The organism is Enterococcus sp. 5H, assembly GCF_028128615.1.
GTDB lineage: Bacteria > Bacillota > Bacilli > Lactobacillales > Enterococcaceae > Enterococcus_L.
Genome location: NZ_AMDP01000014.1, coordinates 12,536 through 35,057 on the forward strand (window position 1 = coordinate 12,536; position 22,522 = coordinate 35,057).

Genomic DNA, 22,522 nt, shown 5'->3' on the forward strand with positions numbered 1-22,522 from the left:
GGATATATAATATATGAGCAATTATTCATTTGAAAAAATAAGTTGTATCTTTTCAGAAAACAAGCAAAAGGAGGAACTACAAAATGGAAACAACTAAAACACATACACACGATTGCACGAATAACGATGGTCACAATCATAGTCATGAACATGGTCATGGGAAATCTCCAGTAATATTGTTCTTTATAGGATTAGTTCTATTTATAGCTGCATTTTTTATGCAAGAACAATCATTTCTTCAAAATATTTCCTTCCTAACAGCAATGTTATTATCTGGTTATCATATTATTTTAGAAGGCATTGTTGATACAGTGAACGAATCTGAGAAACAAAAGAAATTTATTCCCAACGTGCATATTTTAATGACACTAGCTGCATTTGGCGCTGCGATTATTGGCAAGTATGAAGAAGGTGCATTGCTGATTATTATTTTTGCTGCAGCTCATTTTCTTGAAGAGTACGCTGAAGGTCGAAGTAAAAGAGAAATTACCAACCTACTGAAAATGAATCCGACAGAAGCTCGCTTAATCCAGCCAAACGGTATTGTGAAAATAGTTGATGTTTCGGATCTAAAAATAGGTGATAAGCTTCAAGTCTTAAATGGCGATCAGATTGCAACAGATGGAGTTATTTTATCAGGTAATACTTCCATCGATGAATCATCAATTAATGGTGAAAGTATTCCAAGAGAAAAAACAGTAGGCGATGAAGTTTTTGGCAGTACTATTAATGGCAATGGCACATTTACGATGGAAGTTACCAAGGATAGCAGTGAAACAGTATTTGCTAAAATTTTACAATTAGTTAATCAGTCACAATCAAACTTATCCAAAACAGCGACTAAAATTCAAAAATTAGAACCACGCTATGTAACCATTGTTTTAATAGTAGTACCACTTTTTATTGCCTTAGGACCAGTTGTTTTCAATTGGACTTGGGATGAAAGTTTTTATCGAGGTATGGTTTTCTTGATCTCTGCTTCTCCGTGTGCGCTAGCTGCTAGTGCGGTGCCAGCTACATTGTCAGCAATTTCAAATTTAGCTAAAAGAGGTGTGTTGTTCAAAGGCGGTTCATACTTAGCTAACTTGGCAGCCATTAAAGCAGTTGCTTTTGATAAAACAGGAACGTTAACCAAAGGAAAGCCGGTCGTAACCGATTTTTATTTCATTTTAAATTCTGGAAAACAAACGGAGCAACAATACATTGATATTGTTGTCGCGATGGAAAAGACTGCCAACCATCCTTTAGCAAATGCGATTTTGGAAAAATTTACAGCAACAGAAATACTAAACTTAAGTGTTGATAATAAAATTGGCACAGGATTAGTAACTAACTATAAAAATGATACTTACCAAATTGGGAAACCAGAAATTTTCAGCTCTGTAACTTCTCAAGTCAATGCTCATAAAGAAATATACGCAAAAGAAGGTAAAACTGTCGTTTACTTCGTAAAAAATAATGAAGTTGTCGGTGTGATTGCAATGATGGATGTTCCGAATGAAAATGCGAAACCTGTAATTAGTTACTTAAAATCACAAGGAATCCATACGACTATGATTACGGGTGATGCAGAATTAACAGGACGTGCAGTAGGCGATCAAATTGGGATTGATGAAGTAGCAGGTAATGTTTTGCCTGAAAATAAAGCGGCGATAGTGAAAGATCAGCAAGAACGTTATGGTTCTGTTGCAATGCTTGGTGATGGTGTTAACGATGCACCAGCTTTAGTAACTGCTGATATTGGTGTTGCTATGGGAGACGGAACTGATATTGCGATTGATGTAGCTGATGCGGTTTTAATGCAAAATGATTTGACTAAATTCAGCTATGCTCATAAAATTTCTAAACGCCTAGATCGGGTTGTTTGGCAAAACATCATTTTCTCCATGTTTATAGTAGTAATGCTTATAACATTGAATATCTTAGGGAAAATGGATATTACGATTGGTGTGATTGCCCATGAAGGAAGTACTTTGCTAGTTATTCTAAATGGGTTACGTTTATTAATTCCTTCAAAAGAATAAATTCAGGATCAGTGTGGGGAAAACAAGATATTTGTTTTTCTCACGCTTTTTTTTGCACAACACCAACTAAATTTGTTTAAGCAATTAGATTATTTATAGGTATAATTAAAAGTAAATTGCGATATTTACATCATTAATAATAAATTTGTTTTGATTATAAATGCTTGTATATTACATTTATGAATATCATTTTCAAAAAGAAAAAATCCGTTGTTTTATGATTATTTCTTTTTTTTGTTTAAAAACTAGTAATATAATTCATCTTTTTGAGCACAAATCTATTTGTTAATCGTTTAATATAATTACATACGTACAAAAAAGCACTTCCTATTCTACACAGAAACAGGAAATGCTAAAGGCTGAAAAAGAAAAATACTACAATTTTATTGGGGAAGATATTTTTCTTGAAAAAATAAACGGAAATTTTCTTATTTATATATAATATATATCCGTAAAAAACAAAAAATTGATATCGAAATTATTATAACTTACTTTTCAAAGGAAAACTTATCAATTTTTTGTATTTTATTTGAAAATTTTGAGAAAAAAGATGTTTATTTTAAGCCGTCATGATAGCCGTCAATAATTTTTTAGGAAAGGAAGATCAGCTATGGCTAAAAAAGGCGAAAATATTTATAAACGCAAAGATGGACGTTGGGAAGGAAGATACATAAAAGGCAGGCGTGCAAATGGTTCAATCTACTATGGATATGTATACGCATTGAACTATAAGGAAGTCAAAGAAAAATTAGTAATAAAAAAAGCCGTAACTTTTTCAACAAGTAATGTTAATGAACGTTTTTATGGGACCGTGAATGATTGGTTTGATTATTGGCTTGAAGCAGTTGTGGCTGCTCAGGTTAAACCAAGTACGTTTGACAGTTATAAGAGCAAAATAGATTGTCATATACGACCTACAATTGGCAATATTCATTTAAGTGATTTAACTTCAACAAAAATTGACCAGTTCATCAATACAACTAAAGAAAAAATATCTACAAATTCACTCCATGCCGTATTTAGAGTACTTAAGACTGCTTTGAAATATGCAGAAAAATTAAAGTTTATCAGCAGATCACTTTATGAAAACATTAAACTTCCAAAAGCTAAGAAGTCCCACATCGCTACATTGACACAGTCCGAACATAAATTTCTTGTCAGCGAAGTGAAAAACTTACCTCAGGGATTACCAGTTTTAATGTCATTAGAGACAGGTATGCGCATTGGTGAAATTGCAGGATTAAAATGGGAAGATATTAATTTTGAAAACCAGACAATCACGATTCGCCGCACTTTGCAAAGAGTCAGTACGCCGTTAAAAGAACAATTTAAAACGCATATTATAGAAGAAAGACCCAAATCAGAAACTTCAGAACGTGTTATTCCCTTATCCTCAACTTTATTAAAACGACTACTTAATGATATAAAGACGAGCCGTAGCGAATATGTAATATCAAATGGTGTTAAATACATGGAACCGCGAACGATTCGCTATCAATTTAGACGGATACTGGAAAAGCTAAGATTACCCAACTATTCTTTCCATGCATTAAGGCATTCCTTTGCCACACGTTGTCTAGAAAAAGGTGTAAACATAGCCGTGATTAGTTCGCTAATGGGACATTCATCTACAAAAATGACCTTAGATATTTATACAAATTCAAATTTGAACGAAGAGCGTTTAGCAATTAAAGCAATTACTTATTTATAATTGGCAATTACAAATAAGCCGTCAAGTAAGCCGTCAAAAAATTAACAGGTCTTTGCTATGCAAAGATTCCTTATAGTTTATCCCATTCCTGTGTATAACAAGAGAAAAATTATACTTGTTAAGATGAGCGTGTAAAAAAACTAATCCAACGTAATTTTACAATAAAAAGTAAATAATAACTATTCTACTGCTCCGTCTTTAAAGCTTCAGTAAGGGAAAATAAGCGACAAGCATTAAATAAAAAAGCTACCTAATATTATTGATACTGAATTCTAAAAATAAGGAGGAAAAAAATGTTTAACATAGCTTTAGTCAGTCATTCTCAAGGCGGTCACTCTCAGTACATAGAGGCTTTAAACGAAAAAAATTGTTCTATTCACTTTTTTGAACCTCAAGACTTAAATGAGCAGATAAAAAATATGGACGCTGTCATGATTAAAGAAGCTTCTTTAGAAGAAATTGGGCAAACTTGTGAGTTAATTATCAGAATCAGGAATTTGACTAGTCGGTTTATTTGGGTGTTATCGGATTGCTCAACCAAAATAAATAGAATGGTCTATCTTCAATTAGGTTCTGATGGAACCTTTGACGATCGGTACGATTCAGATGAGTTTGGATTATATGTACAAACAGCACTTGATCGTAGAAAAGAAAATACAGAAGTTCTTTCCTCCAAAATTGTAAGTGAAGGAGGGACAAAAAATCATGAGAAGGATCCAATTTGTTTAATTCCTAATAATTTTTCTGTTGAAGTTGAGGGAATAGGAGAAGTTAGCTTAACAAAATTGGAATTTCAAGCATTAGAAATTTTAATTGGCCATAAAGGGGAAGCTGTGAGCTACGAAGAAATGTATCGAACAATTTGGGGTAAAGAGACAGAGGACCAGAAATATCGTATTTCTAATCTTATTTTTCATCTAAGAAAGAAAATAGGTGATGATCCGTTTAAACCTAAATATATTAAAACTGTACGTTCTAGAGGCTATATGTTATCCGTATAGTGTAATACCTCTCTTAAATTAGTTTTCTCTTTTTTAAATTAGCATATTTTTATGTTGATTAAAAAATTGAAATATATGTTTCTATAATTGAAACAAAATTATTTTAGGGGAAAGGAGGAAAATAAATTAATGAAGTTAAGGAACAAAGGTTACTTTGTCGGAATACTTTTTCTAGTTATTAGTATTTTTAGTTATGTTTCATTAAAAGAGATTAGTCCCTTGCTTGCTGCGGATAAAAACTATTCATTAGAACTAGGTGATTTGTCTAGTGAAGATAAAAAAGCTATACCAGTAAAATTGACTATTAATAATCCGAAGAATGAGGAGTTAACGTTTAAAGCAACAGGATTGGCTGGTATTTCAGCAGAAGATTTTTTAGAAGGTAAAACAGAAAGTGATTTATCAACTAGCAGCATAATTGATTTTTCAGAAGATTCTTTTACGATCAAAACTAAAGAATCTAAAAAAACATTAGTTGTACAGTTTTTTGTGCGAACTTTTGCAGGAAACGAAGCAAAAAATGGTCAAGTTTTCCTATCGAATAAGTCTGGAAGGGTGGCCGAATTAACGTTTGATTTACCAAAAATTGCTGCTGAAAAAGAAGTCAAACAAGTAGAAAAATCAGTTGAGCCGCTAGCAACATTTAGTTTGCCAGAATATTCAGTAGTAGCAGCCAATGAAAAGTCAGTTTCAACGTGGACAGCTTTTGCCAGTGCTCTAGCTGATTCTACAGTAGATAAGATTACCTTAGCAGCTGATCTTTCTGCAACAACCAACCCATCACTTGCGGCTAGAGCCTCTTTAGAGATTGATGGACAAGGACATCAAATCGATTTTACTGGAACAACTGGGCGATCAATCAATATGGCTCAAGGTAGTACGACAGGTAGCGTTCTAACAGTGAAAAACTTGAAATATACTGGAAACAACGCAACAGCTGTTTTTAATGCCAGCGCAGCAAATAGTAATAATTGGACAGTCAATTTTGACACTATTACCACATTATCAGGTAATTCCAGACCGTTGATTACAGCTGTAAATAGTGTAGTAAGTATCACAGGAAAGAATGTTTTAAGCATTGTTCGGGCAACAAATATGATTGCTGCTAAAGAAGTTTATGTTCAAGGGACTGAAACAGAGCGAGTAGCAATTGAAATCAATGATGGTGGTAATTTTGTTAATTCAGCTATTGCTAATGGGAAATTTCTTGTTGAAAATGCTGATTTAACTGTGCCTTCTGTATCTAGCCTTTACAATGTGACAGGGGCAACTACGCAACTTGATATTAGAAATTCAACAATTTCTGCAACAACAATTGCGAATTTTATTTTTGGTACATCTATTAATACTACAATCAGTAATAGCAAAATAGATTTTCCAAATATAACAGCTAATTTCCATAGAAACAATGCAGCGGTATCTTCTCTGTTAATTGATCAAAAATCAGAAATTAATATAACAAGTAACGCAACCGGGGACATAATTGATGCATCTGGAACAATGTCTTTTACTGTGGATGATTCAGTTTTCAATACAAATACAGGTGGACAAATCTTTAATAATTCAGCTGCAGGAACTGATATGAATGTGCAAAATAAAGCTACATTTACAGGTTATAGTAAATCAAGTAATGCAGTCAGAGCGACTGAACAAATTGATATTACAGTTAAAAATGAAGGTACGACACTTAATCTTTCAGGGAATTCTACACAAACAGCCGATAGTGGTGGTATCATCTCGATTGCTGCAGCGAATTCTACGTTAAATGTAGAAGACAAAGCATACTTTAAAATTCATTCATTACAAGAAGGAACAGCTACTCCAGCTGTTATGATTCAAAGTAGTGGTGGTAGTTTTAATGCGAGTGGTGAATCAATTCTTGATATGGTTTCAGAAGGGCAAAGTAATGCATATGCTGCTACAGTAAGATTTAGATTAGAAGGAAATATGTCATTTAATGTTTCTGGAAAATCACAGATCAACATTAACAAGATGCGTGGCGGAGCACCGGGGATTCGGATGTACGGTGCAAATAATAATATCCTAGTTTCTGAAAACTCGGATTTTACTGTTCATAATGTTGGGACAGGCTCACCACAGGCACCAGGAGCGGATAATCGGGGACAAGGAATTATTTTCTACGATTCAAGTGCAAGTGGACCACACAGTTTTACGCTAAAAGATCCGGGAAGCCGAGTGAAAATTTGGGCGGAAAATGGCGCTGGGATAGACACTTGGCGTCCGAATACTGTTTCGGCAACAGAAGGAACGTATTTTGAAGTGATTGGTAATACATCAAGTGGGGCGATTTTCAATACGTATGGAAGTAGAGATCTAACGTTTATTTTAGACAAGCCAATGTACTATGACTTTAGAAATAATGGTGGTAAAGAATTAATGTCACCAGGTTCTGCTTCAACGTTTGAATCAATTCACTCAGATGTTTCTTTCTGGATACCTAAATCGGGACAACCGAATTATGGTAACGATGGGAATCCATTCAGAGCATGGACATTGCTGGATTATAGTTTGAAAGGTAGTACTATGCTTTTAAATACGTCTAGTGATTCTACTTTTAATACTAATACAGATTCTTTTGGAAATAGTGGAATTAATCGTTTTTCAAGGATGTCAGGAAATAATGCTAATCCAATTGTAGATGAAATAAGAACTCCGACTAACTCTGATAAATATATCTATGGTCATGTCAGTATACCAGAAGGTAAAGATGGTTTTCGGGATGCATGGACAGATGAAGTACATGTAGAACTAGAGGTGAAATTACCAAACGATTCTGTTACCCACAAAATCTATGGAACAACTGTTCAAGATGGTGATACAGGTAAATACAGTATCTATGGTGAAACAGCTAGAGCCGGCATTTTCAAGGCGGATATGTCATCTATTATTCCAGATGGACAAGAATTTATTCCAACTGGTACGGAAGTGAATGTTGTTCGCGCTTGGCGTGGATCAAGTGATGTACCGCAGGCTAATGACTCAAGTGTACACATTGGTAGTCCTGATGATCCGGTTCATGGCGATTTGTGGGCAACAGAAACAGTAATTTCAAAAGATGTGACACCGCCAACTCAACCTGTAGTTACAACTGACTTAACTAACGCGACGAAACAATTATCTGGTACAAGTGATGAAAATGGAGCAAAAATTTTTGTCAAAGTCAATGAGATGTGGTTAAAAGATGCTAATGACGTAATTGTTACGACATTAGTTGAGGATGGTGAATGGATAATTAACTTGCCGAATTATGTTACTAAAAATGATAAGGTGGACATTTATCTAAAAGATAATACAACTATCGATCCAGTTCCAACTTTTGAATTGCCCAAAACATACACTACTGAGCCTGATGGAATCAACGGTAACATCAATGAAGAAGTCACAGGTTATGATAGTTATGCTGGTTATCATGATGCGGTAAAAAATGGATCAGAAGATAAACGTTTTAATTCTGCTAAAAGGCTGATTACAAAAGATATTATTCCAGATCAACCGTCTCTTTTAAAATCTGTTGAGTCAAGTGGAGGAACCTCAACTTCAGTAGGTGATGTTTTGACATACAAACTAATAGTAGGAAATGCCAAAAATGATTCAGCTGATTGGAAAAATGTCTTAGTAGTTGACGCTTTGGCAGAAGGGTTAGAATTCAATCCTGCAAAACACAAAGTTACAGTCAATAATGTTGAAGTAGGTACAGATAGATACACCTACGATAAGACTTCAAGAATATTAACAATTGAAGCTGGTAATTTAAGCAAAAATACAGAAATACCAGTGACGTTCCAAGTAACTGTAGGACAAAGTGCAGTAGACAAAGACTTAAAAAATAAAGCGACTGCTCACGGTGACTCACCTCAAGAAGATCCATTTATTCCAGGCCCAATTAATCCGGATGCAACGCATAAACAGATTGAGGTAACTTCGAATGAGGTTGGCTTACCTGGTGGACCGGCATTTGGTGTTTTAACGTTTGTTTCAGCGCCGACTGCTCTCGACTTTGGTGTTAAAACAGAAAGTTTAAATGGTAAAACAGTTGCTGATAATCCACAAATTGTAGGTGAACCGCTAGTTGTTTCTGATAATCGTGGAAACCTTCAAAAATGGACGATGACTGCTACTTTATTAACACCATTAGCTAATGGAAATGCTATTTTTCCTGATGCAATTCATTATATAAACGACGATTCGGATGAAGTAATCACTGGTTTGTCGAAGCCGATTTTTACTCATACAAATGAGGAGGTTGGTGAATATAATATCAGTGAAGAAGAATGGGTGAAAAAAGGCAATGGCTTCAAAATTGAATTGGAACCTGGAGCAGTTAATAAACTTGGTAAATATCAAGCGACAATCCAATTCAGTTTGTCAGATACGCCTTAGGAATGGAGGAATAACAAATAATGAAAAAATTAAATATTCTGGTTGTGTTCCCCATTCTATGTACCCTACTTTTTCTTTTCAATCCAATCAGTGTACTTGCTGAAGAAGCGGGTAATGGTGGAGGAATTCAGACAACGGGTGAAATTGGATTTTATGAAGAAACGAAAGCAACCACAGAACCGACTGAACTTCCCGCAAGTGGGACAGAACGGCCAACAGAAAAACCAAAAGGAAAATTTCCTTCAACTGGAGAGTTAGTGAAAAAAAGTTTATCAATTAGTGGTGTTGCATTAGTTATTATTGCAGCAATAATCTTTTTCTGGAAACGTAAAAAAGCTGATGGTAAACAGGAAGAGGGGAGCTAAGGAATGAAAAAGCAACGATTGATTTCAACTTTACTTCTTCTTTCACTAAGTTTCGCAGGGCTTGTTATACCGATTGTTGGCTATGCAGATAAAGATAGTAAAGAAGGGAATGCAGGCATTGAATTGACTGAAATTCCAGACGAAGAGGGGATTCGTGATCCCGAAAATCCAGAGATTATTGTTGAGCCAGGAGATAGTCCAAGTACAGAGGGACGCTTGCGCATTGATTTTGTTCCGCAACTAAATTTTGGTCAATATGCGATGACTGACAAAGACATGTCTTACCCGGTAAATGCTCAGCTGTTTAAAGATAAAACAAGTGCAAGAGGAAATTTTGTACAAGTTTCTGATTATCGAGGTGGGCAGCAAGGATGGACATTGCAAATTCGTCAAGAGTCTCAGTTTAGAAATGAACATGCGAAAAATCCAGAACTAAATGGGGCAGTAATCTCATTTGATAAATCATGGATAAATTCTACCCGTAATCAAAGTGAAGGACCGATTGTCTCAAAAGAGATTATTAGATTAAGCAATATTGGTGAAACCTATAATCTGGCTGATGCAAAACAAGGCACCGGTTTTGGAACTTGGAGTATTTCATTTGGAGCATCATTTGATAATAAAAATGGTGCACCAGCAACGTTAAGTCCACGTTTATTAAAGGACAAACCTGTATTGGATTCGGCATTTGGTAACCAACAAGTGTACGAAAACAGTGCAATTACCTTAAGTGTGCCTGGATCTGTTAAACGTGATCCAGTACCCTATTCAACGGTGCTAACTTGGATTATAGCCGAGTTACCATAAATTAAGTACAAAGAAAACTAGGAGGAAATACAAATGAAATTAACACACAAATTATGCGGAGCTGCTTTGTTAGCAGTAGTAGGCGTAGCAGTAGCTGCTCCAAGTGCAACACAAGCTTTGGAAGGAACTAGAAACGGAACAGCAGATATCGAGTTCACAAAAAATACTTCTGAAGATACAACAATGACTGATCCAACTGGTACAAGACCGGTTGATACTGGTAGCGAAATTGATCCAACTCACGTTGATGAGTTCGGTATTATCGCAGTAACACCTTTAGATTTTAAAGCACATTCAGCAGTAGTAGGAGCACAAGAATATGAAGCATCACCTCACGTTGCAAATAAAGGAAATGACGATGAATATAATGTAGAAAACTACGTAGCAATTAAAGATGTACGTTCTACAGTGGATCACACTTACAAATTATCAGCAGCTTTAACAAAACAATTTTCAGCTACTGTTGAAGGTACTGAAGTTAAATTAGACGGTGCAACGTTGACATACAAAAATATCAATGTAGCAGCAACAATGAACCCAGATTTACAACCAGCAGACGATAAAAAAGTATTTGGTGATGGAACTGGCGTGCAAACAATTTCAGAAACTAGCGGTTCAATGCCAGTTTATACAAACACTGATGCTAACGGTGGTAAAGGTCGTTATGAAGTAACATTTGGTGACGATGCAAAAGGAACTGATGGGAACTCAGTTGTTTTAAATATCCCAGCAACAGTTGACGTTCGTACTGCAGCTTACAATGCAACAGTAACTTGGACGTTATCAGATACATTATAAAAAAGGATTCAACATGGTGTAATTAAAGACCTACAGAAACAGGTTCACCGACTCAAATAGTCGGTGACTTGTTTTCATGTTTTGAGAGAAGGGAAAGATAGTGTCCATGAAAAAAAGAATAGTCATTTGTTTAGCCTTATTCGTATACATAGCTTTTGGGGTAGGTTTTTCAGAAACTAGTTTCGCTGAAGACGAAAATACTCAGGCAGCAGACCTTGGCTTAGGATTCACATATAAAGTTGTAAAACCAGAGAATCAACGTAGCAGTGTGGGATATTTTGATTTACGTATGAATTCAGGACAAAAACAAACCGCCGTAATTGAGTTAGCTAATGGCTCCGACGAGGAAATTACGATAGGTGTTTCTTTGAATGGTGCTAAAACTAATGGCAATGGAGTGATCGAATATGGCCCATCTGCGATTGAAAAAGATAAATCACTAAAATACGATTTTATTGATATTGTAACAGGCCCCAAAGAAGTAGTTTTACCACCAAAATCAATGGTGCCGTTAAATTTAGAAATTGCAATGCCTGAGTCAAGCTTTGATGGCTATATTTCAGGTGGCATTCAATTAAAACAACTAACAAAAGATGAAAAAAAGGATACAGAAAAAACCGGTATAACTAATGAATATGCTTTTCTAGTTGGAATGTTATTAAGTGAAACAGATACGGTGGTTGAACCAAACCTTGAATTAAATAAAGTTTATGCAGGTTTAGCTAATTATCGTAATGCTATCTTTGTAAATTTTTCTAATATTGAAGCAGCTTATCTTGAGGACATGACAGTTGATGTTCAAATCATGAAAAAAGGTTCTGAGGAAGTTTTATACGACACTAAAAAAGCTGGGATGCGGATGGCGCCTAATAGTTTAATTGATTTTCCTGTTGAAATGAATGGTGATCGAATGGTTCCGGGGGACTATAAAGCGCATATTTTAGTAACGGCTGATGATAAAAAATGGGAATGGACGAAAGATTTTACGATTACAGACGAAGAAGCGGATAAGTTTAACGATCAAGATGTTTCCTTGACGCAAGAACGAGGAATTGATTGGAAATTAATTGCTGGAATCGTGGGCAGTGTATTAGCAGTTGTGGTGATTATTTTCTTACTTGTCCGTTTTGTTCAGAAGAAAAAACTACAAAATCAAAAGAAGCAAAAAAGAATGAAAAAGAAAGCTACTATGAAAGAATAAATTTAATGGAAGAAAGGGGATAGAAACTTTTGAGCATATTAGATATGTCTTTTATAGGTTTATTATCCAGCGCTATCCTCTTTTTGCTTTTTGGAGTAGCGCTGATCTACTTTAGCATTTCTACAAATAAAAAGTGGCAAAAGCTTAAAGGTCGACGTGAAAAGAATAAAAAAAAGCAAAAAAGACTTCAGCGTATACGGCGAGAATTGCAACAAAAAAAGAAGAAACAATCACGGATAGCAATCCTTTTCATTACATTATTTTTGGTGACAGCCAGTGGTGCGGTTTATGCCAGGTATTATCAATTAACCAATCTAACTGCGGAAGATGCTGATGCGGTTGCAAAAGCCTATTATCTAGTTGGTGAAATGGAAAAGCAAATTAAATCAGTAGAAAATGGTGCAAGTCCGGAAAAAACGGTTAAAAACTTACGTAATTTAAGTGCTCAATTAGCTAGTGCTAGTGTTAAAACAGCCTCACAAGGTATGTCTGTCGAAGGTCAAAAACTATTAAATAGACACCTCTCTTTAACCAGAAATCTGGCAGTAAATATTAGTAATCAAAATCAGGAAGCGTTAGCCAATCCAACAATTCGAGAGATTTATTTGAAAGACATCGATAAAGTGACCACTAGCGAACAAAAAGTTTTCAAACACTTTAAAGTTAATGAATCAGCTTTGCAGCAAAAGAAATAAATCTTGAGAGGTGAGGGTATGACACACAAAAAAAAGGCAGTGAAAAAGCCTGAAAAACAGCGCTCTTCCTCTCTAGGAAAAAGAAAGAAACAACGCTCAGTAAAAGAACGGCAACAACCTGAATTAAAGGCTAAAAAAAAGATTAGTCAAACTAAGTCTTCAAGAAAAATAACAGGTAAAAGCAAACGAACAAAAAGTTCAACAAAAAAGAGATACCAACAACAAAAACGACGTAATAAGAAATTAAAAGTATTACTTATCCAATTAGGTTTAACGTTTGTCATTAGCCTGACACTGTTTTCAACGATTAGCTATTTTACAATTCGAACGCCAAAAATGGAAGGATATGCAATGACGGCGACATTAACGAATAATGATCGAGTCTTAGTTAATAAGCTTGGAACCACTAAAAGATTTAAAATGGTCTACTTCAAGCATCCTGTTACTAAGGAAACATCTCTGAGAAGAATCATTGGTTTACCAGGAGATGAACTTTATTACAAGAATGATCAACTATATATCAACAATAAACTAACACCAGAGCGGTTTCTTGAATCTGCTATTGTCGAAGCCAAACAATCTGGTTTTTTACTAACTCAAGATTTTACCTTAAAACAAATTACGGATGAGACTCGAATTCCAGAGGGGCAATATTTTGTTTTAGGTGATAATCGGCAATTTTCTACAGATAGTCGTGATTATGGTTTGATTGATGAAAAAAATATTATTGGTGTCGTTGAACTCCGTTTTTTCCCACTACATACAGCGACCCGTTTTTAAACAAGCGTTACATAAAATAGAAAAAGTCAAAAGAAAGAGCAAGCAAAATGACCAAGCGAAAATTAAAAAAACAACATAACGTTCGAGAACAAAGCCAGCAAAATAAAGATTATATGCGTTTAAAAAAAAATCATTCAATTATAAAGAATAGTGTAACCATTTTTATCATAATTTGCTGTTTCCTATTCTTATTTCGCGTAAAGCCCCACAGCGTCAGCGGCCAATCAATGGCTCCAACTTTTGAGAATAACGATCGTATTTTTGTTACAAAAGGAAAAGCCCCGATCAGATATGATATTGTCACTTTTTCTCCAAAAGATAAACCCAAAGAGTCGTATGTAAAAAGAGTTGTGGGTCAGCCAGGAGATACTATTTGGTTTGAAGAAAATAAACTTTTTATCAATCACCAAATGAAAGCACAGTCGAAAGTTCCTGTTAACGATACAGATAAACGGGCAATTGATCTACCAGATGGAACCATCAAAATTGATGTTTCAGTTGCAGTGATGAATCAACTAAAAGAGCTAAATAAAATTCCTGAAGATGAGTACTTTTTATTAGGAGATAATCGAAATCACTCAACCGATAGCCGTATGATGGGACTTATCCCGAAAAAACAAATTGAAGGAGTCGTTTCATTTAGGTACTACCCAATTAATAAAGTGGGATTTGTACGCTAGAAATAAGGTGTTGAAAGCGAGGAGCATATGGAAGCTGTAAAAAAATGGCTACAAAAAAATAGCGGTTGGCTATTGTTAAGTATAATTTTGCCAATAGGGATTATGGCACTAGCTTATTATCTTATTGGTATTTATCCTGGAAGTGAGCGGACGATTTTAGCGAGTGATGCTTTTAGTCAATATGCTAATTTCCATGCCAGTTTTAATAATGTACTGCATGGAAAACAGAATATTTTTTATACTTGGTATGGTTCTTTAGGGTTAAATTATTGGGCTTTTTCTGCTTATTATCTGAATGGAATTTTTACTCCAATTGTCTACTTTTTTGATAATCAGTCAATGCCGGATGCGTTGTACGTAATTACATTAATTAAATTTGGAGCAATGGGTGCCTCTTTTTGGGTATTTTCGACCCAGACTTTTAAGTTACCTAATTGGCTACATGTATCTTTCAGTACAGCCTATGCCTTAATGGCTTATGCAACTGCGTATTCTGAAGTAATTATGTGGCTAGATGCGTTTGTTTATCTACCATTAATTATTTTAGGCATTCATCAAATTATGGACAAACGAAAACCAGTATTATTGTTTATTAGTTATTTACTGTTGTTTCTGTCTAATTTTTATCTGGCCTTTATTATTGGTGTATTTAGTTTCCTCTATTTCTTTATACGGTTATTGACAGATCGGCAACGGTATAAAAAAAGTATTCTGCCTTATTTTGTTACGTCCTTTTTAGCTGGGGGCGCATCAATGGTTACGATCTTGCCAACTATTTTGGATTTGAAGAATAATGGTGAAAGCCTAAGTGAGTTTCATCAATTTTGGCAGCCGGATACGGGTATTTGGGATTTGGTTACTAAGTCGATGGCAGGTGTTTATGATACAAGTAAGTACGGTAGTGCACCGTTTATTTATGTGGGGTTACTGCCTTTAATTTTTTGCTTATTTTATTTTGTCAGTAAAAAAAATTCTCTTCGTAATAAATTGTTGTATGGCAGTCTATTTTTAGTATTAATAGCAAGTGTCTATGTATCTTCGTTGAATTTATTTTGGCATGGGCTTCATGCGCCAAATATGTTTTTATATCGTTTTAGTTTTCTCTTTTCTTTCTTGATTTTACTATTAGCTGGTTATAGTTTGGAAACGTTCCGGAAAGAAGATGTTGAAAAAGTAATCAATGTGGTTTTGGTTTTACTAGGTTTATTTTTGGCAGCTTACTTTTTTGCGAATAAACAACGCTATGACTATGTATCAGCTTCAGCGTTTATTATGAATATAGTCTTACTAGTTCTTTATCTTATTTTGTTCGTGCTTTATCAAAAAGAAAAACTGAAAATGTTACTGCCCATGTTAGCCGCAGTTGTAATGATTTTTGAAACTGGTTTTAATGCACAAGCAATGATTACAGGAATAAAAGACGATTGGGGTTACCCTAGTCGTTATGTATACGATCAAAATTACGAAAAATTAACGGAACTGATTGGACAAACCAAAGTAGACAATCAAGGTTTTTATCGTTTAGAAAATTTAGATGCTGTGACTCGAAATGATAGTTTTAACTATGGCTACAGTGGTGTAACTATGTTTTCTTCAATTAGAAATCGACATTCATCCGCGTATTTAAACAATCTTGGTTATCGTTCTTCAGGGAGTAATCTGAATATTACTTATTCAAATAATACCATTATCATGGATTCACTTCTGGGGACTAAATACAATCTGTCCAAGCAACCAGTTATGAAATATGGTTATAAAAAAATTGCAACAAAAGGCGATTATAGCTTATATGAAAATAGTTACGCGTTGCCATTAGGAATGTTAACGGATGAAAAAATCTATAAAAAAGATGCTGTTAATAATCAAACCGAATTAATGAGTCATTTATCGGGAATAGAAGAAAGTCTCTTTAGCTTTGGAACAGTAAAAGAGGCGAAGTTGGAAAACGTAGTTTTGGAATCTAACGGCGAAAGCTTAGTTTACGGAAAACAAGATATAACCAAAGATGCAACGATTAAATGGACTGTAGATATACCTGCAAATACACAAGCTTACTTAAGTTTAGTAGCATCAGATCAAAATAATATGGCTAAAACTGATGTTGTTGTAACGGTGGATGGTGTATCAAGAAGAAGTAGTATTCTCGAATCAGGACAATATTATAACCTTGGCTACTATAAAACTGCTGAAACTGTAGAAGTAACAACAACGTTTATTTCTTCAAATGCTAAAATTACTATTTATCAGCCCGATACAGCTCTTTTGAATATTCCGCGTTTTGAGGAATCTATAGAACAAGTGAAGAAAAAAGGAGTGACCTTTGAAACAAGTGGCAGAAAAGCTAAAGCTGAAGTGACGTTAAATGAAGATTAAGTAATTTTAACCACAATTCCTTACGATAAAGGTTGGACTGCTTATATTGATGGTAAGAAAACAGAAATTCCAATATTCAAAGAAGCATTTCTAACATTGCCAGTTTCCAAAGGGACTCATGCTATTGAATTTGTCTTTTTACCACAAGGCTTTATTTTAGGAGCAAGTCTGTTTATTCTTTGCATCGGATTATTTTTGATTTTTGTTTGGAGATTAAAAAAAACATCAGATTTAACGGAGGAGCATTGGAATGAAGAATAAATTGGTACATTTTTTATTACTATTGATAATCAGTGGTTTAGCCGGCTGTTCAGCTAAATTATCAGATATAAAGGAAGCTTTTTCAGCACAGGGAATGGCCTTTACTTTTCAATTGCCAAGTTCATGGGAAAATGATCCGAAATATCAAGAAAATTATGGACAGAACGCGGTTTTTGCAGCAGCAGACACGAAAAGTAATTCCAAGATGTTCATTAGTGCAACACGTAAAGACATGATGGATTTAAAAGATTTTGGTAATAAAACTCGGCAACAACTTAGTCAGACATACGATTATAAGAATGTTGAAGATGTGTATATGAAAGAATTTAAACTTAACGAGTATCCAGCATATAAATATACGGTATTTACTAAACTTAAGGAAAAAGAATTCTGGGCGCATATCTATTTTATTGAAACTCAGACTGGTCTGGTTCAATTAGTGTATTATTCTGCTGATGACAGTAACTATGAAAATAGAGCAAAAATTATTGATAATTCTGCTCGTTCTTTAGTAGAAACCAAAGCGGATGAAGCATATGAAGAGACTAGCACAGATCAACAAAAAGCCGATGTCTCTGATAGTGTAAAGGTAGCAAACGACAAATACGTATTTGAAATCAAAGGATTTCGAAAAATAAAAGGTACAAATAACGAGGAATTGCTAGTTATTCGTTTTGAAACGACAAATAATCTGGAAACCAATATTCTAGCTGACATCATGAAAGAAGTTGTCAAAGTCACTCAAAATGAACAGCTATTGAGCGAAACTACTTTACCTTCGAGTGAAACAGACACACCTCTGGGATTGCTGGAAACACAAAAAACACAAGCTGTGACAAAGGACCAATCCGCTGAAACAATCTTAGTTTATAAATTGAAAAAAAACTCAGGAGAAGTAATCTTAACTTTCTTACCAGAGCAATTTCCAGAGCAAGAGCCAGTTATTTTAGACTTAGATTTACTGAAAGGATAGAAAATTCAATAGGGAGCACGTTTAGATGAGAACAAAACTATTTATTTCATTCTGTCTCTGTTTAGTATTTATCGTAGGCTGTAAAAAAACAGAGTTCAGTGAACCATTATCTGTAGCTGACAAAGTGCTGGTTTGGGAAAAGTCGCAAGAGAAAAATTTTGGTAAATTTGACTATCTTGATATCACAAAAGAAGAAGCGATTAAACTGATGACAGAAAAGTTTGAGGTTGAGATGCCTAAATTATATACAGAAGCAATTCCAATTATAGAAGAGGCGTTGCAAACGGATGAAAATGATCAAGAAGCCCCAGTTTATACAGTTAAGGCTACAGGAAACACATTAAGCATGAGGGCAACTTACCCATATAAAAATAAAGCAGACGGAAAATATTACTCTTATGGTACAGTGGAACTAATTTATGAATTTGATGAAAAGAAAAAATTAGAATGGTTAAGCTCGCAAGAAATCACGCTAGTTAATTATCCAGAAACTCAAAAACTTTATCTTAACGAACCGATTAAAGCAATTGAAAAGTTGTCTGAATTAGCTGGTGTGACAGAATTACAGCAAAAAGTAACAGCTTTCAACAAAAAATTCAATCAATCACCAGAAGAGTTGGAAGGACAAACTCTTCAAATTGAAAATTCGCTAAAACAAGCAGAAAAAGAGCATCAAGTTGGAAGAAACCTTGGAATGGAATTTAATGAAAATGGAACTTTAAATTTGGTTCGTGTTTTTATAAAAAACTATACAAAAACTTGAATGAATGACGTCCATTAATTAAGCAATTTGCCTGAAAATAGAAAATGAGGTCAACATTTTACAAAAAAACAATAATTACGGAAGTAATTTTATGAAAGAAAAACAATTGGTAATATTAATGATTATTATAAATATAATAACAAATAAAAGTGATGGTTTTTTTGTAGAGTAAATAGATTTTTCTCAATAATTTAGAATGTTATGGATTTTCAAAAGGAATGATTGTCAAAAAAACGGCAGACATTCCTTTTTTTTGAACGTTAGATTATAATTATAATTACATGAAACTTGTTAAAATAAGCTTTTTTTAGTTTCTTATAACTCGGACGATCCATTTTAAGGATCGATAATAACAAAAAATGATAATTTTAGTTTAATGATAAATTTAAGGTTTAAATCATTGTTATTTATTAAAATTATAAATATTAACAATAAAAAAACGTCCGTAAAATTTGCTGATGGCTGTGTTTTTTTGAAAAATGCTCAGGGTTACACTATTAGTTACACAAAAATAGAAATAAATGGGTTATTCGGTTTGTTTGTTGAGTCATTTTCTGCTAGAATATATAGAGGTAGGTGTTTTTTTAGAAACTTCTATTGGCGTGTTTTGTTAAGTAGGTTCAGTAAGTAATTGTTAGAGAAGCAAATGAAGAATCAAAAAAACAAGCTATTGAAAAAGTGTTGATTATTTTTAAAGTATAAAAAGTTATGTTATTTGTTACTACGTTACATAGAAAGCTAATTTCAATTAGTATTAAGCTGTTCAATTGGTATAAGTAAGAATAATCATTTGCTGTTTAATTTGGTATAAAAAAAAACAAGAGACAGACCCATTAAATACAAGGAAGTGAGCATATGCTAAAAATTTTTGGTAAAGGTAAAAAAAGAAAGAAATACGAAGATTACGACGAATATGATGACGATGAGTACTATGATGAAGACGAGTACGATGATGAAGACTACGACGACGATGATGAATATGATGATGACGAAGACTACGACGATGATGATTACGATGACGACGAAGACTACGACGATGATGATGAATATGATGACGACGAAGACTACGACGACGATGATGAATATGATGACGATGAAGATGACGAAGAAGAAGAACGTTCATTATTCAAATCGAAAAAGAAACAACCAACTCCAGCTCCAAGAAAGCTGAAGCAAGCAGCTAAACCAAAAGCCAAAAGACCACCAGTTAATCAAATTATTGATGATGAAGAATTAGAAGAACTTCAAGACGAAAATGAACAACTTCAAGATCAACTAAGAGAGTTAAAATCAGAATTACGTAAGAATAAACGTGAAACAGCGCAATTACAAAATGAGTTGGAAGCAGCTCAACAAACAAATGAATCTTTAGAGAATGAATTATCAATGGTTCAAGCTGTGCCAAAAGATTATGAAGCTCGAATGACTGAACTTGAACAAGTGAAAAGCAAATATAATAAACTTTTACGTGAAAGTAATCGTCAAATTGATGAAACGGACTTAAATCGTAAAAAAGCTGAACGCTTTGCTAATAAGGTTAGACAATATGAGCAAGAGCTGCTAGCTAAACAAGAAGAAATCGATAAACTATCTGAAGATCGTATTGTTATCATGTCATCAGATACAACAACTGATTCTGCTGTTCAGGAAGAACTAGAGAGCGTTCGTCGAGAATTAGAAAATACAAAACGCGAGTTAGCTCAAAAATCAATCGAAGAAGATCAACAATTATCGAAAGAAGATATTGGTGAAGTCTTATTAGATGCGAAGAAACAAGCCAAAGAAATTGTCGGACAAGCAAATCAACAAGCGCAATTAATTGATACTGAAACGAAGAAAAAAGCTGAAGTATTAAAACGTTTAGAGCGCGCTGAACAAGAATATCAAAACTACTACAAACGTATCAAAGATGTTAAAGAAGAATCAGAACAGGCCTTTAACCAAATCATTAACTTGGTAAAAGACGATCCGTATAGAAAAGACGACTCATTTGAATAAGAAAGAGAGGACACGAAATGAAAAAAAGAAATCTAAACAATAAAAAAATACGTATGTTAAGTGTTGGGTTGCTTGCTTCAAGTGCTGTCCTTTCTGTTACCGATGTTCAGCCGATTGTTGCCAAAGAAATTGATAGTAACGCAACAGAAGGAACCGAAGAACAAGAAGATGTACCGATTTTATCTTCAACTGAAGAACATGAAACAACAGAAAGTACAGTTGAAGGGACTGAAACTAGCTCTTCTACAGAATCTAGTTCAGAATCTTCAACAACTGATAGTACGAGCAGCGATTCTACAAGCTCATCAAGCAGTACAGAATCAACAACGTCTGATAGCTCAACATCAACAACGGATTCATCAACGAGTACAAGTTCTAGCTCTAGTACTACAAATTCTAGTTCAAGTACAACAAATAGTAGTTCTACAAGTCCATCAAAACCACAGCCAAAACCTCAACCGTCAAAACCAAGTCAACCGGTTGAAACAAAGCCGTCGGTTCAACGACCTGTTCAAGGACCAAGTGTAAATACTCAACCGAGCCGTCCAAGTGGGACAACCTCTGGGGCGACTGGCGGCAGCAGTTCATCTGCTTCAGATCAAGTTTTTCATGTAAGCCCTAATTTGACAACAAAAAGCTTTATTGAAGTTATCGCTGAGGATGCTCGTGTCATTGCTGGTGAGAATAATCTATACGCATCGGTAATGATTGCTCAAGCAATCTTGGAAAGTGCTTCAGGTAACAGTGCGTTAGCGTCTGCTCCTAACTATAATTTATTTGGAATTAAAGGAAGTTATGAAGGAGCAAGTGCTAATTTCCTTACAAGTGAGGATAACGGTTCAGGCAGTATGTTTACTATTCGTTCTGATTTCCGAAAATATCCATCTTATAAAGAATCACTGGAAGATTACGTAAAACTAATCAAAGGTGGAACTGATTACAGTAATTCTTTTTATAGTGGTACTTGGAAAACAAATACGACTTCGTATAAAGATGCAACAAAGTATTTAACGGGTCGCTATGCTACAGATACAAGCTACAATTCTAAGCTAAATGGTTTGATTGATGCTTATGATTTAACAGAATACGATACGCTTAAGGATAAAAATTCAAGTAAAAAAGCTAAAAAAATCACTTTAAATACCTCATTCAATAGATTAGAGAAAAAAGATGATAAAAGCGATCAAAACAGTGAATATCTGACTCATATTGTGAAAAAAGGTGAATCACTAAAATCAATTAGTGATCTATATAATATTTCAACATTAGCGATTCTTGAGAAAAATCAATTAGATCGCCGGATGCTATTTATCGGACAAAAATTGAATGTTCCTAAAGAAGAAGATAAAGTAACTGTTGTACTAAAAGAAGAAGCTGTGGATCGTTCATTAGATATGGCGCAAAAACTTTCTAGTGCATTCACAGGAAAAGATACTAAACAAACAACTGCGAAAAAAGAAACTAATAGTACTAAAGACTCAAAAGATTATCAAGTGAGTGCAACACGCAAAAAGACTAAAGAAACGTATGAAGTGAAAAAAGGAGATACTTTAGCAAGTATTTCTAAAAAGACTGGTATTTCTGTATTGTCGTTAAAAGAGTGGAACGACTTGGATCAATATTTCTTAACAGAAGGTCAATTACTTGTTCTGTCACCAATCTATGATCTTCAGTCATAAAAAACAAGAGAG

General features: G+C 34.4%; 15 protein-coding genes and 1 pseudogene. All 16 read left to right on the forward strand.

What is annotated here, in order from left to right:
* The first annotated feature begins 83 nt into the window (after positions 1–83).
* The 16 genes and pseudogenes from C240_RS03790 (at position 84) to C240_RS03865 (ending at position 22,510) form a co-directional block, all read left to right on the forward strand.
* Positions 84–2,024, forward strand: a complete 1,941-nt coding sequence (locus C240_RS03790; RefSeq protein ID WP_271491187.1) for a heavy metal translocating P-type ATPase — start codon at positions 84–86, stop codon at positions 2,022–2,024.
* A gap of 610 nt (positions 2,025–2,634) precedes the next feature.
* Complete coding sequence (locus tag C240_RS03795; RefSeq protein ID WP_271491189.1) at positions 2,635–3,735, forward strand: tyrosine-type recombinase/integrase; 1,101 nt, start codon at positions 2,635–2,637, stop codon at positions 3,733–3,735.
* A gap of 293 nt (positions 3,736–4,028) precedes the next feature.
* A complete protein-coding gene (locus tag C240_RS03800; RefSeq protein ID WP_271491193.1) occupies positions 4,029–4,736 on the forward strand; it encodes a winged helix-turn-helix domain-containing protein in 708 nt (235 codons plus the stop codon).
* A 129-nt stretch (positions 4,737–4,865) separates the two neighbouring features.
* Positions 4,866–9,137: an isopeptide-forming domain-containing fimbrial protein gene (locus C240_RS03805; protein ID WP_271491198.1), complete on the forward strand. Its 4,272-nt coding sequence runs from the start codon at positions 4,866–4,868 to the stop codon at positions 9,135–9,137.
* Positions 9,138–9,157: 20 nt separating this feature from the next.
* Positions 9,158–9,502, forward strand: coding sequence for an LPXTG cell wall anchor domain-containing protein (locus tag C240_RS03810; protein WP_271491200.1), 345 nt, complete (start codon positions 9,158–9,160; stop codon positions 9,500–9,502).
* Positions 9,503–9,505: 3 nt separating this feature from the next.
* Entirely contained in the window at positions 9,506–10,309 is an 804-nt protein-coding gene (locus C240_RS03815) for a WxL domain-containing protein (RefSeq protein WP_271491203.1), read from the forward strand.
* A 33-nt stretch (positions 10,310–10,342) separates the two neighbouring features.
* Positions 10,343–11,107, forward strand: coding sequence for a WxL domain-containing protein (locus C240_RS03820; protein ID WP_271491207.1), 765 nt, complete (start codon positions 10,343–10,345; stop codon positions 11,105–11,107).
* 106 nt (positions 11,108–11,213) lie between these two features.
* Entirely contained in the window at positions 11,214–12,308 is a 1,095-nt protein-coding gene (locus tag C240_RS03825; RefSeq protein ID WP_271491210.1) for a DUF916 and DUF3324 domain-containing protein, read from the forward strand.
* Positions 12,309–12,337: 29 nt separating this feature from the next.
* Positions 12,338–13,003: a hypothetical protein gene (locus tag C240_RS03830; RefSeq protein ID WP_271491212.1), complete on the forward strand. Its 666-nt coding sequence runs from the start codon at positions 12,338–12,340 to the stop codon at positions 13,001–13,003.
* 18 nt (positions 13,004–13,021) lie between these two features.
* Complete coding sequence (gene lepB / locus C240_RS03835) at positions 13,022–13,783, forward strand: signal peptidase I (RefSeq protein WP_271491213.1); 762 nt, start codon at positions 13,022–13,024, stop codon at positions 13,781–13,783.
* Between the two features lie 113 nt (positions 13,784–13,896).
* Positions 13,897–14,463 carry a signal peptidase I gene (lepB, locus tag C240_RS03840; RefSeq protein WP_271491617.1) on the forward strand — a complete coding sequence of 189 codons (567 nt, stop codon included), beginning with the start codon at positions 13,897–13,899 and terminating at the stop codon, positions 14,461–14,463.
* A 27-nt stretch (positions 14,464–14,490) separates the two neighbouring features.
* Positions 14,491–17,097: pseudogene (locus tag C240_RS03845) on the forward strand (YfhO family protein).
* A complete protein-coding gene (locus C240_RS03850) occupies positions 17,087–18,070 on the forward strand; it encodes a DUF5067 domain-containing protein (RefSeq protein ID WP_271491214.1) in 984 nt (327 codons plus the stop codon). The pseudogene C240_RS03845 and the gene C240_RS03850 overlap by 11 nt, the downstream one beginning before the upstream one ends.
* Before the next feature lie 25 nt (positions 18,071–18,095).
* Positions 18,096–18,833 carry a hypothetical protein gene (locus tag C240_RS03855; RefSeq protein ID WP_271491216.1) on the forward strand — a complete coding sequence of 246 codons (738 nt, stop codon included), beginning with the start codon at positions 18,096–18,098 and terminating at the stop codon, positions 18,831–18,833.
* 855 nt (positions 18,834–19,688) lie between these two features.
* Entirely contained in the window at positions 19,689–20,831 is a 1,143-nt protein-coding gene (locus C240_RS03860) for a hypothetical protein (protein ID WP_271491219.1), read from the forward strand.
* 17 nt (positions 20,832–20,848) lie between these two features.
* Positions 20,849–22,510 (forward strand): glucosaminidase domain-containing protein, encoded by a 1,662-nt coding sequence (locus tag C240_RS03865; RefSeq protein ID WP_271491222.1) that lies wholly within the window; start codon positions 20,849–20,851, stop codon positions 22,508–22,510.
* Positions 22,511–22,522 lie beyond the last annotated feature (12 nt).